Here is a 15,103-nt window from a genome sequence, read left to right on the forward strand (position 1 = left end):
GCTCCTGATTGTACTGTTTATATTATTTATTAAAAAATGAAGATTGTAGCCGCTATATTTATTGTATTCATCATTTCCCTGGGATTATTCAATTCATATAAAAAATACAAAAATGATTTGCTTCCAAAAGGCTTTTTAGCTTTGCACATCTTACTTGGCCTTCTGGTCATCACCGGTGCATTCTATCTCCTATTCGAATAACCTGTTGTGTAAGCTTCTTAAAGCCTCGGTTTTATATTCGCTTAAAATAAGTAAGGACACATTGTAATTGCTTCCTCCGTAAGAAATCATCCGGATTGGAATATGCTTTAAACCTTCCAGAACCCTGCTGGCGAAACCATGTTTCTCTGAGCCGAAATCGCCCACCACGCATACAATACTATGGTTGGTGTCTACTTCAACGGTTCCGAAACTTTCCAGCTCTTCAATGATCTTTGGAAGATTTCCAATTTCATCAATGGTTAAAGAAACGGCAACCTCAGAAGTCGTGATCATATCGATAGGCGTTTTATAGCGTTCAAATACCTCGAAAACGCGACGAAGGAAACCATAAGCCAGTAACATCCTGCTTGATTGAATCCGAATGGCAGTAATGCCATCTTTTGCAGCGATAGATTTTATTTTTCCTTTTTCACTGTTATGGGTAATCAGTGTTCCGGCTGCTGAGGGTTCCATCGTGTTTAGCAAACGAACTGGTATTTTATATTTCTGAGCAGGAAAAACCGACTGCGGATGCAAAATTTTCGCACCGAAATAAGCCAGCTCAGCCGCTTCATCAAAAGACAATTGTGCAATAGGCTTTGTACCTTTTACAATTCGCGGATCATTGTTATGCATTCCATCAATATCGGTCCAGATCTGAACTTCTTCCGCTAAAATCGCAGCGCCTAATAATGATGCGGTATAATCGCTTCCTCCACGGCGTAAATTATCTACCTCTCCAAAACTGTTGCGGCAAATAAACCCTTGCGTGATGAACAATTTATTGTCTTTGTGCTGCTCTAAAAGCGGGGTTAAATGTTTCGTGGTAAATGGAATATCCGGTTCGTTATCCTCATCGGTTTTCATGAAATCAAGGGCAGGCAACAACACAGACCCGATTCCAATCGATTTTAAATAAATGTGGTATAAAGTGGTAGACAACAATTCACCCTGCGCCAAAACCACTTTCTCTTCAACAGGAGTAAAAATATCGTTGGTTAAAACCGCTAAAAAGCTGAAATGATAATCAATTACTTCATTCCCCATCTCCTGAAAATCAGCATCAGGCAAAAGTTCAATCACAAAATCTTTATATTTCTGGTACAAATTTTCTACTGCGCTGCTCCCCTTCTGCTTATCTCCGGACAAAAAATAATTAGAAATTTCAACTAAACTATTTGTAGTACCAGAAACGGCTGATAACACTACAATCTGCTCTTCATTTGGATTAATGATATCCAATAACTTCGTCATGCGCTCGGGACTACCAACAGACGTACCCCCAAATTTTAATATTTTCATCTACTTAAATTATATGAACTGTGATAAAAACTGCCAAAACTTTACATAATTCCTTTCGGACTGTGAAAAAGTTTAGATGGTTTTATTTTAATACCGGAATTTCTTTATTATTGTATCGGGGCGTGAAAATAAGCAAAACAAGCTTAAAAGCAACATCCTTAACAAAATAAAATTTGGATAAATAGAAATAAAATTCAATTCAGCCAAACTTCATTCATGAAATTTTGTTCAACACGAGATATTTAATTAAAAAACAGCTCAATGCAAGCAATTGACCAATCTACACAAGCCACCATTAACCAATGGCTAGGCGGTAATTACGACGAAAAAACAAAGGCAGAGATACAAGCCTTAGTTGATCAAAATGCAACAACAGAACTTATTGATTCATTTTATAAAAGTTTAGAGTTCGGAACGGGTGGCTTACGCGGAATTATGGGTGCGGGATCTAACCGCATTAATAAGTATACTATCGGTACAGCTACCCAAGGTTTAGCCAATTATCTGAATAATAAATATCCTGGTGAAAAAATCAGTGTAGCCATTGCGCATGATAGCCGCAACAATTCTGATTATTTCGCCAAAATTACAGCTGATGTTTTCTCAGCCAACGGCATTTATGTTTACTTTTTTGAAGCATTAAGACCTACACCGGAACTTTCTTTTGCGGTACGTCATTTCGGTTGTAAAAGTGGTGTGATGTTAACGGCTTCTCATAATCCAAAAGAGTATAACGGTTATAAAGCTTACGGTGCAGATGGCGGTCAGCTTACTTCTCCTGATGATAAATTGGTGATTGATGAGGTAAACAAAATCAGCAGTATTGATGAAGTTAAATTTGATCGGGTTGAAGGCAATATCGAATTAATCGGGGAAGCAGTAGATAAATTATATTTAGATGGTATCACCGCGCTTTCCATTTCTCCTGAAGCCATAAAGAGACAGCAAAACTTAAAAATTGTTTACTCTCCTATTCACGGAACCGGAATTACACTGGTACCGAAAGCTTTAGAACAATTTGGCTTTACCAATGTAACCGTTGTGGAAAAGCAAAGCAAACCCGATGGTAATTTCCCGACGGTTGTTTATCCAAATCCAGAAGAAAAGGACGCTTTAACTTTAGCGATAAATAAGGCGAAGGAAATTGACGCTGATTTAGTTTTGGCAACAGATCCTGATGCAGATCGTGTGGGTATTGCAGTGAAAGACAATGACGGCGAATGGGTTCTGTTAAACGGTAACCAAACTGGAAGTTTACTAATTAATTACCTGCTAACAGCATGGCAGGAAGCAGGTAAGTTAGATGGTAACCAGTTTATTGTAAAAACAATTGTAACCTCAAACCTGATTGAAGAAATTGCCAAGAAGAAAGATGTGACTTATTACAATACGCTAACCGGATTTAAATACATTGGTCAGGTAATGACTGAGCTGGAAGGAAAAAAATACTTTATTGGTGGTGGCGAAGAAAGTTATGGTTACTTAATCGGCGATTTGGTTCGCGATAAAGATGCGGTGGTTTCTGCTGCCTTCATTTCTGAAATGACGGCTTACTATAAAGATAAAGGGGCCAGCTTATATAATGCCTTGCTTGATATGTATGTAGAATATGGCTTGTACAAAGAAGACCTGGTATCACTGACTAAAAAAGGAAAAACAGGCGCAGAAGAAATCAAAGCCATGATGGTGAAATTCAGAGAGAATCCACCAGCTACATTGGGTGGTTCGAAAGTTTCGGTATTGAAGGACTACGAATTGGGTCAGGAAACAGATTTGGCAACAGGTAAAGTGACCAAACTGGATTATCCAACTTCTGATGTTTTGCAGTTTATTACAGAAGATGGAAGCATTGTTTCTGCCCGTCCGAGTGGTACAGAGCCAAAAATTAAGTTCTATTGCAGTGTGAATGCACCTTTAGCAGATAGAAAAGATTTTGATTCGGTTAATGCACAGCTTGGAGAAAAAATTAAAGCGGTAATGGCCGATTTACAGGCTTAAGAAAAAGTTGCCTATATCGAAGATAAGAACCACAGGTGATGTTTTCATCTGTGGTTTTTTTGTTTGATAATGTAATTTTATTAGTAAACTATTGTAGTTCTTTAGAAATGAAAAGTTATAATTCAGAATTGTAATTCTTATATTTACACCACAATATCAATTATTATGACAGAAATCATTTTGAAAGACGATGTAGAACAAAGTAAAATTGATGCTTTGCTGTTCTTCCTTAAATCATCGAATATCGATGCCGAAGTGAAGATTACTGATGTAAAAAAAATCCAAAAATCAAGTGCTTTTTCTCTTGCTAAAGGAATATGGAGTGATTACAATGTTGATGCAAATGAACTTAGAGATAAGGCCTGGAAAAGATAATGGTATTATGTGATACAAATATCTTTATTGAAATTTATAAAGGATACTTTTACAAAAATTGGCCAATCTAATGTTGCTATTTCCGATGTTACCTGTGCAGAATTATTATATGGAGCAAGAAATAAAATTGAGCTTGAATTGATTAAACGAGATATTAACAAGCTATTTATTTTACCTATCTCTTCTGCAATTTCATCTCATGCCATAAACTTAATTGAACAATATACACTATCCCATAACTTAAACCTTCCTGATTCCCTTATTGCATCCACAGCTATTATCCATAATATTAAATTATACACACTCAATCTGAAAGATTTCAGGTTTTTAGAGGAAATCGCTCTATTCAAAGTTTAAAATTTTTGTTTACTAATATCTGATTGCAGCGTTTCTAATTTTTATTTGCTAACCTCAATTTCGTTTGTACATTTGCAGCTGAAATACAATGTTTAAAAAAGCCCTTATATTTTTTCTGATGATCTGTACCCTATCTAATTGCTATATGCAATTGATTGTATATTCAGGTTATCAAATGAATAAGGAATACATTACCTCTGTATTTTGTATTAATAAAGCACATCCCGAATTGCATTGCGATGGCCAGTGTTTCCTAGCCAAAAAATTGAAAGATTTAGATGGAAAAAATAAGCAAATCCAGGAAACGCTGAAAAGAATTGTAGAGACTGACCCCGAGTTCCGGGTTTTGGCACTCAATCACCATCTTCCCTACTTCATTATTAAATCCGAAAGCCTTTATCTGGAAAAACCCATCAGAGACCTTTCTATTTCTATTTTTCATCCACCGAAAACGGTTTAAGAAAATCTTTTTTTGCGATCGTTACCCTGAATTTTTTTAAGGGTCTATCATGTATTTTTAAGATGTTGAACTCAATCCGATAGCTATCGGATCAGCAGGACGATCGTATTAGAATTTCTTTAAATACTTTTTACTTATTCAATTTTCAAAAAATGAAATTATCTCAATACTTACTGGCATTGTTATGTCCTATTATACTCCTGTCATCATGTAAAAAAGATGCAGATGAAACCACTCCAGATTCTAAATCCAGTTTCACTTTAGAATTCGAGCACCAGGTAAATGGATCTGCCCTGAATTTAAACACCACCACCTATAAAAATGCAAAAGGCGAAGATTTTAAAATTAATGTATTCAAATATTACGTGAGCAATGTTAAATTAAGCAAAGCAGATGGAACAAATTACCTCATTCCGGAGAGTTATTTCTTAATTGATGAATCTAAACCGGCAACAAAATTGATTACGGTAAGCGACGTGCCAACAGGCGATTACACCAAAATTGAATATACCATTGGTGTAGATTATGCCCGCAATTTCGCAGGTGCACAAACCGGAGCATTGGACCCGGTAAATGGCATGTTCTGGACCTGGAACAGTGGTTACATCTTTGTTAAGCTGGAAGGTACATCGCCGCAATCTACAGCAGCAAATCAATCTTTAACTTTTCATATTGGTGGAGTGGTAGATCCCAATAATACCATCAGAACCTATTCTACTGAGATTAATACTGCTAATCCATTAAGAATCAGAACAGATTCAAAACCAGATATGCACTTTATTGTTAATGCTGCCTCATTATTTACTGGCACAACTGATGTTAGTTTCGCAACCTTAAACTTCACAATGGGCGGAGCCAATTCTGTCGTCATTGCTAATAATTATGCAAAAGGTTTATTCCGTTTAGATCACATTCATAATTAATGGTTAGGCAAATAGTCGTCTTCGCAGTGCTTATGTTGAGCATAGCGTTGATGTATGCCTGTAGTAAAAATGAAGATAAAATTAATCCGGACGAAAAGCCGGTAACATTTTCTATTCCTTCAAATTTTCCTGCTCCGGCATACCATTTCGAACAAAACAAGATCAGCAATGCCGGCTTTGCTTTAGGTAAAAAGCTATTTTATGACGCCAGGTTATCTGCCGATAAAAGTGTTTCCTGCGGTAGCTGCCATCAACAGTTCGCTGCTTTTGCAAACCTTGATCATAAAGTAAGCCATGGTGTAAAAAACTGTCAGGGGAAACGCAATGCTCCGCCCCTTTTTAACCTGGCCTGGCAAAAAGCTTTCTTTTGGGATGGCGGTGTTAAAAATATAGAAACATCCCCATTAAATGCCATTACAGATGCCTGTGAAATGGGTACTGATATCCAAACCATCATTACTTTTTTGAAAAGCACCGCTCCTTATCCGGAGATGTTTAAACAGGCTTTTGGCACGAATGAGATCAGTTCTCAATTGCTATTAAAATCACTCACTCAGTTTACCGGAGTATTGGTTTCGGGAAATTCAAAGTACGACCAGGTTATCCGGAAGGAAGCTGGCGTGTCATTTACCGCCGAAGAACAGTCTGGTTATATGCTTTTTAAAAAGAAATGCAGCTCCTGCCATGCAGAACCCTTTTTTACAGATTTTTCTTATCGCAATAACGGACTTGATTTAGTTAGTTCGGATGAGGGGCGTTCTCACATCACAGGTGTGCTAGCAGACTTTGGAACCTTTCGTATACCCAGCTTACGCAACATTGAATATACGGGCCCATATATGCATGACGGTCGTTTTTACAGTCTGGATGAAGTGCTCGAACATTATAATTCGGGGATTAAAGCGGCAGAAAACTTAGATCCATCACTCAAAAATGGCATTCAGCTAAATGGTACAGATAAAGCACAAATTAAAGCATTTTTAAAAACCTTAACTGACAATGAGTTTATCAAAAACAAATTATATAGCGAATCGTAAGTTGCTGTTTGTGATACTATTGCTTTTCACCAGCAATGCTTTTGCCTGCGACATCTGCGGTTGTTTTATGGGCATCACACCCTATTATAACCGAAACAGCATCAGTGTATTATATCGTTACAGATCATTTAGCGGTTATGAAGGTCAGTCACATTCATTGTTTCCTAACGGAGGAAAATTTTTCATTCCGGCAAGAAGTCAGGATTTACCCATCACCGGTCATGACGGGAATCCCAACGATTATGAATTGTATCGTTCGATGGAAATACGTGGCAAATATTTTATTAACAGCAAACTGGAAGTTAACGCCATACTTCCATATGTGTCAAACAGCGAACGCTACAATGGATATACTGCTACTATTGGAGGTATAGGCGATGTTAATCTATATGCAGGCTATCATTTGATTCAAAAGTTTGATGAGAACTTCAAACAACAACTCATTGCTGGCGCCGGGATCAAGTTACCTACCGGTAAAAACGATTTCAAAAATACAGCCGGAATCCGTTACTCCTCTTTAATGCAAGGCGGTACAGGCAGTACAGATGGGTTTGTATACCTGAATTATCTGGTTGGCTTAGGAAAGTTTGGAGCGAGTTTAAATACCTCCTACAAAATAAATGGAAAGAACAAACGTGAAGAAAGTATTGCAAATAGCACTACGAGTTTCCTGAATATTTTTTATACCCAAAGCATCGGGAAAGACATGCAGGTTATGCCATCCGTTCAGTTTTTCTATGAATATTCTGGCGGAGAAAAGTATAATGGTGTTAAAACCGGGGAACATGTCATGAATAATTTAATGGGAGGCATTGGAGCTGACATCTTCTACAAGAATATAGCGCTAAATGCCGGTATACAAAAAAACATCTGGGAAGCGGAAACCGACCATCCCATGAGTGCAGGTAAAGTTTATGTCGGAATTACTTATAATTTTTAATTACAAATCAAATGAAAAATACAATCACACTAGGATTTTGCTTAATCGTTTTTCTTTTTAACGCTTGCAAAACAGAACCGGACGCCAAGGCAATAAAAAAAGAAGTACTTAACCTGCATGATAAACTGATGATTGATGGCGGAAAAGTAATGTCAAATAAAATGCGATTAGATTCCGTTTTGAAATCTGGTAAAATGAAATCTCCCCAGGATTCCTTAAATATAGCTGATCTGATTACAAATCTAAATCAAGCTGATGAACGTATGATGGATTGGATGCATGGTTTCAAAGATGACTTTAAAGGCAAAAATGAACAGGAAGATTTGGACTACTACAAATCTGAAATGGTGAAGGTTAGACAAGTTGAAGACGATTATATCAAAGTAACCAAAGCATCCGATTCAGTCTTAAAGGAGTATAATATTGAGCCGGCAGTTAAAATGAATATGGAACACCATAAACACTAAATTTCTCCCGCTGATTTTATAGATTTTCGCAGAGCCTATAAAAAATCTGCGTTTATCCTTTTAAATCAGCGGGAAACTATTTAAACATAATAAGAAAATATAAAAATGAAACACTATAAACACTAAACTGCTCCCGCTGATTACACGGATTTTCGCAGAGCTTTAAAAACACTATCTGCGTTTATCTTTTTAAATCTGCGGGACACTATTTAAACAAAGTAAGAAAACAACAATTAATTCCCTCCTGAAATACAGAGGTTGTATATTTACACTTTTAATAAAACAACATGAATAAAATTATTTCTTCGATAGCCATTTGCTTGCTATCCATTTCCATACTTACATCCTGTAAACAGGATAAAAAACTTCCGTTTTATGGTGAACGCCATGCCGAAACGGTTAGAGACGCGAATGGTGCAGAAAAGATAGATACCGTTTATCAAACCATTCCAAATTGGGCATTCTTAAATCAGGACAGTGTGCTTACGACAAATAAAGCTACAGATGGAAAAGTTTATATAGCGGACTTCTTTTTTACTTCCTGCAGCACCATTTGTCCGACAATGCACAGGAATCTCATGACAGTTTACAATGAATATAAAACAAACCCTGATGTGATGTTTGTGTCGCACACCATTGACTTTAAATATGATAAGCCGTCCGTATTGAAAAAATATGCTCAAAAACTTGGTGTGGATGGCTCAAAATGGCAATTCCTTTATGGAAGCAAAGATAGTGTTTATACATTGGCGGAAAAGAACTATCTGGTAGCAGTTGGTGAAGATAGTACTTCAAAGGATGGTTATATCCATCAGGGTTATCTGGTTTTGATTGACAAGGACAGACGCATTCGCGGTGCTTACGATGGTACAAAAGAAGACCAGGTAGAGCAATTAAAAAAAGATATTCCGGTTCTTTTGGCTGAATATAAAAAATAGAATTTAGCCACGGAAATATAGATTTGTATGGAATGAAAATTAATTTTATCCGTGCTTTCTTTGTTTTCGTGGCAATTAACAAAACATCAATGCGCAAATACATCATTAATGCTATTTTTCTGCTTTCAGTTATTGCCTCTGTTTTTTCCTGCCAGAGCCAGGGAACCATTGATTTACAGAATTATATGTCGAATGGGAAGGATATTTATAAAGCGAAATGTCAGAATTGCCATGGCGAAAATGGCGAAGGTTTAGGTAACCTCGCCCCACCTTTAACGGATTCGGTTTTCTTAAAAAACAACAAAACACGTTTGGCTTGTATCATTAAAAATGGAACAAACGAAAAAATCACAATAAATGGTAAAGTATATCAGGAAAAAATGCCCTCATTTCCTGAATTGGCTGATATTGATGTTGCCCAGGTGATGGTTTACATTACCAACTCATTTGGAAACAAACAGGGATTTGTGCCATACAGTAAGGTTTCGCTCCAATTACAAAAATGCAAATAATCAAAGTTTTTGGTGCCTTTTTCATTTAAAACAGGCATCTTTGTCCAAAATGCAGGTTGTTCTATCGCTGTTCCGATTGATCGGAAGAGAGGAAAGTCCGGGCAACGCAGGGCATCCCGCTTTCTAACGGAAAGGGATTGAGGAATGAAAACCTGAATCACGGATTAGTGCAACAGAAAATATACCTCCTGATGTAAAGTTGGGGAAGGGTGAAAACGTGCGGTAAGAGCGCACGAGCATTGCAGGCGACTGCAGTGGTTTGTAAACCCCGGGAGTTGAAAGACCAAATAGGCTAACGCATGTAGGGCTGCCCGTCCGATGTTAGTGGGTAGGTCGTTAGAGATAAACGGCAACGTTTATACTGGATTAATGATAGAAGTTCTGAGTAATCAGAAAACAGAACCCGGCTTACAGACCTGCATTTTTATTTTCTTGTCTTATCATTACTAAAATTTATAACAGCTTAGATTCTGCGGTAAATTCCAACAAATTAATATCTTTCCATATCAAATTCGCTCCTCAAATATTATTTAACATTATTAAAACTTTTTAGTGAATTGACCGTTTATAGCCTAAATTATTGTACAAAAAACTATACATTAATTTAAAAATAATATATTCGCACTAGAACTAGAATAAACAAATAACCAAATGGCCAAACTATTAATTATTGATGATGAAAGGGCAATAAGAAGTACTTTACGCGAAATCCTGGAATATGAAAATTACGATGTTGAAGATATTGATAACGGTATCGACGGCCTTGAAATGATCAGGAAGACCAATTTCGATCTGGTACTCTGCGATATCAAGATGAATAAAATGGACGGTATGGAAGTGCTGGAGCAGGCACAACTGATTAAACCTGATCTGCCTTTTATTATGATTTCCGGTCACGGAACGGTTGAAACCGCCATTGAAGCCAGTAAAAAAGGAGCCTTTGATTTTATCTCCAAACCACCTGATTTAAATCGTTTATTGATTACGGTACGCAATGGTTTAGATCGTGGAAACCTGGTGACCGAAACAAAGGTTTTAAAACGCAAAGTCAGCAAAACCCGCGAAATTTTAGGCAAATCAGAAAGCATATCCAAAATAAAAGAAACGATTGAACGTGTCGCTCCTACTGAGGCTCGAGTGTTAATTACCGGTGCCAATGGTAGTGGTAAAGAACTCGTGGCTCGCTGGTTACACGAAAAGTCGAATCGTGCTGATAGTCCGTTAATTGAAGTAAACTGTGCCGCAATACCTTCAGAACTGATTGAAAGTGAATTGTTCGGACATGAAAAAGGTTCATTTACTTCAGCGGTGAAGCAACGTATCGGTAAATTTGAGCTGGCCAACGGCGGAACACTGTTTTTGGATGAGATTGGCGACATGAGTCTTTCTGCCCAGGCAAAAGTTTTACGTGCCCTGCAAGAGCATAAAATATCACGCGTAGGTGGAGAAAAAGAAATTGAAGTGAATGTTCGTGTGCTGGCCGCAACAAATAAAGATTTACTTAAAGAAATAGAAGACGGTAATTTCAGGATGGACTTATACCACCGCCTCAATGTGATTAACATTCATGTTCCGCATTTAACGGAACGAACGGATGATATTCCGGTGATTGCGCAGAACTTTCTGGAAAGTATTTGTGGCGACTATGGCATGCCGGTGAAGAAAATTAATGATGGTGGAATGGCCGCCCTTCAGGCTTTACCATGGACAGGTAATGTGCGGGAGTTGCATAATATGATCGAACGTTTAATTATTTTAAGTGATAAGGTAATTACGGAAAATGATGTGCGTGCCTTTGCCAATCCTGGCGGCGGTACCAATATTGGGTCGGCTACAAGTACACAGATTGCGGGTTCGGTCAATGGTGCTTCCGGTATGTCATCATCATTTGATAGTTTTAACAATTTCCAGGATTATAAAGACCACGCTGAAAAGGAATTTATTAAATTTAAGCTGGAAAAAAATAACTGGAACGTGTCAAAAACGGCTGATGAAATAGATATTCAAAGAAGCCATTTATATAGCAAAATTGAAAAGTTTGGTCTGAAGAGAGATATGGTTTAGCCATACAATGCTTTCAACAGCAATTATTTAGGCTTTAAAAGCTGGAAGGTAAACTAAACTTCCAGCTTTTTTTATGGTGATCAGCATATACCTATCCAAAGAATGACAATTTGTTCTCCAGCTGATTCCGGTGTTTTTCATGGTAAAGAAAAGCCCCGACAATAAGCAGGCCTGCTATTCCCTCAAAAGCCACAATAACCTGCGTACCATACTCATGCGCCAGAAAGCCCATCAACAGACTGCCAACAGGCAATACGCCCTGATAAGCCATGATGTAATAACTTAATGTCCTGCCCCGCATCAAATCGTCGGCATGGGTTTGCAGATAGGTATTGATGGAAGAAGTTTGTGCCATTAATCCAAGTGCTGCCAGTCCGGTACAAACGAGTGCCAGTATCAGCGTTGGTGCAATTGATAAGGCAATTACTGCAAGGGCAAGCAATCCACCCGATACAATTACAATCTTCTGTAAATTCTGCCCAGCCTTTCTTGTCGCCATATAGATGGCTCCGAAAAAGGCACCAAAGCCAGCAGCACTTTCAAACCACCCAAAGGTAGTGGCATCTCCGTTAAAAATATCTTTCGCAAAAACAGGAAGCAAGGTGGTGAACGGAATGACCAGTAAACTGGAGGCGGCCATCATGAGGATCATTGAAGATAGATCAGGTGAGGTTTTGAGGTATTCATATCCCTTTTTTAAATCTATCCAGATGTTTTCTTTAGATTTTACCTGTGCAGTAAGTTTTAATTTCATCATCGCCAGACAACCAATCACCGCGATGAAACTGACAAAATTAATCAGAAAACAGATGTCCTCTCCCAATGTACTTAATATAACGCCAGCCAATGCCGGACCAATTAAACGGGCTGCATTAAACATGGATGAGTTTAAGGCAATGGCATTCGGTAAATCTTCCTTATCATCTATCAGGTTAACCATGAGAGATTGGCGTGCGGTTACATCAAAGGCATTTATCAATCCCTGTACCAGAGACAAAGCCGCGATCCAGAACATATCATAAACTTTAAACCAGATCATTACAGCCAGGGCACCAGCCTGTAACATCAAAATAATTTGTGTGATCACCAAAATCTTAAATTTATTGTGCCTGTCTACATAACTTCCTGCATAAGGCGCCAATATTAAAGATGGAATTAAACTCAGGAAGGTAATTAAGCCCAGTAAAAAAGCTGAGCCCGTAAGGCGGTAAACCAGCCAGCTGATGGCTACCCTTTGCATCCATGTACCAATAAGCGATATGGCTTGTCCTGTAAAAAATAGTCTGTAGTTATAATGTCTTAATGAACGAAAAATACTCATAATTAAAATAGTAAAGTAACTTTACAAAAGTATAAAATTACACTAAATAAGTAAAGTTACTTTATTATTTTTTTATCATACTAAGATCATAATTTTAGACAAAAACCAAAATAACATCTTTAATACCTTATAAATTAACATTACCTTTGTCAAGTTAATTTACCAAAGGCATGTCAAAACAAACACAGGAAATTGCAGCAAAGCTGAGAAGTACAGTTACCCGACTCACCAGGCAACTAAGAAAACAGAATGTCAGCTCTGAGTTCAGCAATGCAGAATTATTGACCATGTCTTTACTGGAACAACACGGTAAATTATTATCAACAGAGCTGGCCGAAATGGAGCGGGTTTCAAAGCAGGCCATTTCGCAAATTATTAACCGCCTGTTTGATGCACATTGTGTCGAGCGATTTCCTAGTGATGATGATAAGCGTAAAATACACATTGGCTTAACAAAACTTGGTGAAAAGCATATCATCGCCAGTAGGAAAATAAAAGAAGAATGGCTGGTTAAAACCATGGAACAAATATTTTCAGAGGAAGAAATTAATCTTATTCAGGCTTTTCTCCCACTATTAACCCGGCTTGTAGAACACAATGGTACAAAGGTATAGTTTTACTTTCCCGTTATGTTAATTAGACTTAACTTGCGAATCCAATGGCATTATACTTTACATCCATAAATTCAGGCAGTAATGGCAATTGTTACTATGTTGGCAACGAAAACGAAGCCATTCTGGTTGACGTGGGCCTTACCTGTAAAGAGGTGGAAAAGAGAATGCTGCGATTAGGCCTTGTTATCGAAAAAGTAAAGGCTATTTTTATTTCTCATGAGCATAGTGATCATATTAAAGGCCTGTCAGTGTTCGCAAGGAAATATAAAATCCCAGTTTATATCAGTGTGGCAACACTCAAAAACAGTAAGTTAACCCTCGATGAGCAAAATACCTTCGGATTAAGCCATACCCAAAATATTCAAATTGGTAAACTGAAGATAACGGCGTTCTCAAAATTTCATGATGCTGCAGATCCTTATTCTTTTACCATAGAGTGTAATGCGGTGAGGGTTGGTGTTTTTACAGATATTGGTTCAGTATGCGATCGCCTGATCTCACAGTTTAAACATTGTCATGCGGCATTTCTGGAAGCCAATTACTGCGCTAATATTTTAGCCAACGGACAATACCCTTATTTTTTAAAAAGAAGAATTACTGGTGGACGGGGTCATTTGAGCAACACACAGGCGCTTGATTTATTTATGAATCACCGTCCGGATTACATGACGCATCTCTTGCTCAGTCATTTATCCAAAGACAATAATGATCCGGCCCTGGTAGCGCAAATGTTTGCACCTGTTGCCGGCAATACCCTGATTAAGGTTGCATCCAGAGATCAGGAAAGTGAAATTTACTATGTATCCAATCAGGACAAAGAAAATTATCATTTCGATCCTAAACAGTATCAGCCTGATCAACTGAATTTATTTTAATTTTCTAAATTCATTCTGCAGCTTATCATTTAATATTTGAAGGCTTTCGCTTCTGTTTTCTTTAATCATAAAGAATATATGCCCTGGCCGGACTTAAATGATCAGTTTCATCTACCGCAAAAACAAATTTTTATTGTCTGCAATTCATTTTGTTCAGGCCGAAATACCAGTCTTTTCATGCTTTCATCTCAGTCCTTTTGATCATTTATCTGGGTTGTAGTGTAACTGTTTTGATTTAACTTTTTTGAGCAAGAAAAATCAACATATGAAAACGATAAGAAATAAAATGTAAGCAGATCTCTTCGAATAACACATTTAAAAAATATAATTTAAAATACAATACATTAATATTAATAATACAAATATAATCAATCGAAACTAATAATAAAAAAGCTGAAATCACACAAAAAGCATCATTAAAATGACTAAAAATAAAAATATATGTTTTTATTAAATCTTCCATAAAAGCTATTTTATTTAGGGAAAAGCATGATATTTTATATTAATTAACATTATTATAATAAAAAATTAATGATCATATCTATATTTTTTCTAAAAATTAGGATTATGTTTGTATTAAAATTACACAAACTATGTAATTTTATATCTTAATTGATATCAATATTTTGTCTTTGTATCAATTGTATTCATTTTATCCATTGCCAGATTTTATTATATTTTTATTATTTTTAATATATACATTAGACTTATTAATAATA

The 15,103-nt window shown here is 36.9% G+C and carries 16 protein-coding genes and 1 other RNA gene; 15 read left to right on the top strand and 2 right to left on the bottom strand.

Annotated elements, in window-relative coordinates; all coding sequences use genetic code 11:
• Nucleotides 1-36: 36 nt before the first annotated feature.
• On the top strand, nucleotides 37-201 hold the full coding sequence (locus tag CBW18_RS21470) for a hypothetical protein (RefSeq protein ID WP_172406565.1): 165 nt from the start codon (nucleotides 37-39) through the stop codon (nucleotides 199-201).
• On the opposite strand, the gene CBW18_RS17520 is transcribed toward CBW18_RS21470, so the two are convergent.
• Nucleotides 190-1,503, bottom strand: coding sequence for an aspartate kinase (locus tag CBW18_RS17520; RefSeq protein ID WP_088302636.1), 1,314 nt, complete (start codon nucleotides 1,501-1,503; stop codon nucleotides 190-192). The two genes, CBW18_RS21470 and CBW18_RS17520, sit on opposite strands and share 12 nt — an antisense overlap.
• A gap of 261 nt (nucleotides 1,504-1,764) precedes the next feature.
• Between CBW18_RS17520 and CBW18_RS17525 the strand changes: the two genes are divergently transcribed.
• The 12 genes from CBW18_RS17525 (at nucleotide 1,765) to CBW18_RS17580 (ending at nucleotide 11,574) form a co-directional block, all read left to right on the top strand.
• On the top strand, nucleotides 1,765-3,501 hold the full coding sequence (locus CBW18_RS17525) for a phospho-sugar mutase (RefSeq protein ID WP_088302637.1): 1,737 nt from the start codon (nucleotides 1,765-1,767) through the stop codon (nucleotides 3,499-3,501).
• A 165-nt stretch (nucleotides 3,502-3,666) separates the two neighbouring features.
• A complete protein-coding gene (locus CBW18_RS17530; RefSeq protein WP_088302638.1) occupies nucleotides 3,667-3,876 on the top strand; it encodes a hypothetical protein in 210 nt (69 codons plus the stop codon).
• Nucleotides 3,877-3,903: 27 nt separating this feature from the next.
• A complete protein-coding gene (locus CBW18_RS17535; protein WP_216359264.1) occupies nucleotides 3,904-4,233 on the top strand; it encodes a type II toxin-antitoxin system VapC family toxin in 330 nt (109 codons plus the stop codon).
• 145 nt (nucleotides 4,234-4,378) lie between these two features.
• Nucleotides 4,379-4,693, top strand: coding sequence for a hypothetical protein (locus CBW18_RS17540; RefSeq protein WP_140418708.1), 315 nt, complete (start codon nucleotides 4,379-4,381; stop codon nucleotides 4,691-4,693).
• Nucleotides 4,694-4,845: 152 nt separating this feature from the next.
• Nucleotides 4,846-5,616 carry an MbnP family protein gene (locus CBW18_RS17545; RefSeq protein WP_088302641.1) on the top strand — a complete coding sequence of 257 codons (771 nt, stop codon included), beginning with the start codon at nucleotides 4,846-4,848 and terminating at the stop codon, nucleotides 5,614-5,616.
• Between the two features lie 32 nt (nucleotides 5,617-5,648).
• Complete coding sequence (locus tag CBW18_RS17550) at nucleotides 5,649-6,653, top strand: cytochrome-c peroxidase (RefSeq protein WP_253249077.1); 1,005 nt, start codon at nucleotides 5,649-5,651, stop codon at nucleotides 6,651-6,653.
• A complete protein-coding gene (locus CBW18_RS17555; RefSeq protein ID WP_088302645.1) occupies nucleotides 6,616-7,593 on the top strand; it encodes a transporter in 978 nt (325 codons plus the stop codon). The genes CBW18_RS17550 and CBW18_RS17555 overlap by 38 nt, the downstream gene beginning before the upstream one ends.
• An 11-nt stretch (nucleotides 7,594-7,604) precedes the next feature.
• Entirely contained in the window at nucleotides 7,605-8,060 is a 456-nt protein-coding gene (locus tag CBW18_RS17560) for a hypothetical protein (protein WP_088302647.1), read from the top strand.
• Nucleotides 8,061-8,347: 287 nt separating this feature from the next.
• Complete coding sequence (locus tag CBW18_RS17565; RefSeq protein WP_088302649.1) at nucleotides 8,348-8,998, top strand: SCO family protein; 651 nt, start codon at nucleotides 8,348-8,350, stop codon at nucleotides 8,996-8,998.
• Between the two features lie 32 nt (nucleotides 8,999-9,030).
• Nucleotides 9,031-9,510 (top strand): cytochrome c, encoded by a 480-nt coding sequence (locus CBW18_RS17570; RefSeq protein WP_253249078.1) that lies wholly within the window; start codon nucleotides 9,031-9,033, stop codon nucleotides 9,508-9,510.
• Between the two features lie 48 nt (nucleotides 9,511-9,558).
• An RNA gene (gene rnpB, locus CBW18_RS17575) (RNase P RNA component class A) lies at nucleotides 9,559-9,937 on the top strand.
• A 224-nt stretch (nucleotides 9,938-10,161) separates the two neighbouring features.
• Entirely contained in the window at nucleotides 10,162-11,574 is a 1,413-nt protein-coding gene (locus CBW18_RS17580; protein WP_088302651.1) for a sigma-54 dependent transcriptional regulator, read from the top strand.
• Between the two features lie 91 nt (nucleotides 11,575-11,665).
• Here CBW18_RS17580 and CBW18_RS17585 read toward each other — a convergent pair whose 3' ends face one another.
• Nucleotides 11,666-12,895 (bottom strand): MFS transporter, encoded by a 1,230-nt coding sequence (locus CBW18_RS17585; protein WP_088302653.1) that lies wholly within the window; start codon nucleotides 12,893-12,895, stop codon nucleotides 11,666-11,668.
• A 170-nt stretch (nucleotides 12,896-13,065) separates the two neighbouring features.
• Between CBW18_RS17585 and CBW18_RS17590 the strand changes: the two genes are divergently transcribed.
• Together CBW18_RS17590 and CBW18_RS17595 are read left to right on the top strand one after the other, a co-directional pair.
• On the top strand, nucleotides 13,066-13,509 hold the full coding sequence (locus CBW18_RS17590) for a MarR family winged helix-turn-helix transcriptional regulator (RefSeq protein WP_088302655.1): 444 nt from the start codon (nucleotides 13,066-13,068) through the stop codon (nucleotides 13,507-13,509).
• Nucleotides 13,510-13,553: 44 nt separating this feature from the next.
• Nucleotides 13,554-14,384 (top strand): MBL fold metallo-hydrolase, encoded by an 831-nt coding sequence (locus CBW18_RS17595; protein WP_088302657.1) that lies wholly within the window; start codon nucleotides 13,554-13,556, stop codon nucleotides 14,382-14,384.
• The last annotated feature ends 719 nt before the right edge of the window (nucleotides 14,385-15,103 follow it).

The organism is Pedobacter sp. AJM, assembly GCF_002197755.1.
GTDB lineage: Bacteria > Bacteroidota > Bacteroidia > Sphingobacteriales > Sphingobacteriaceae > Pedobacter.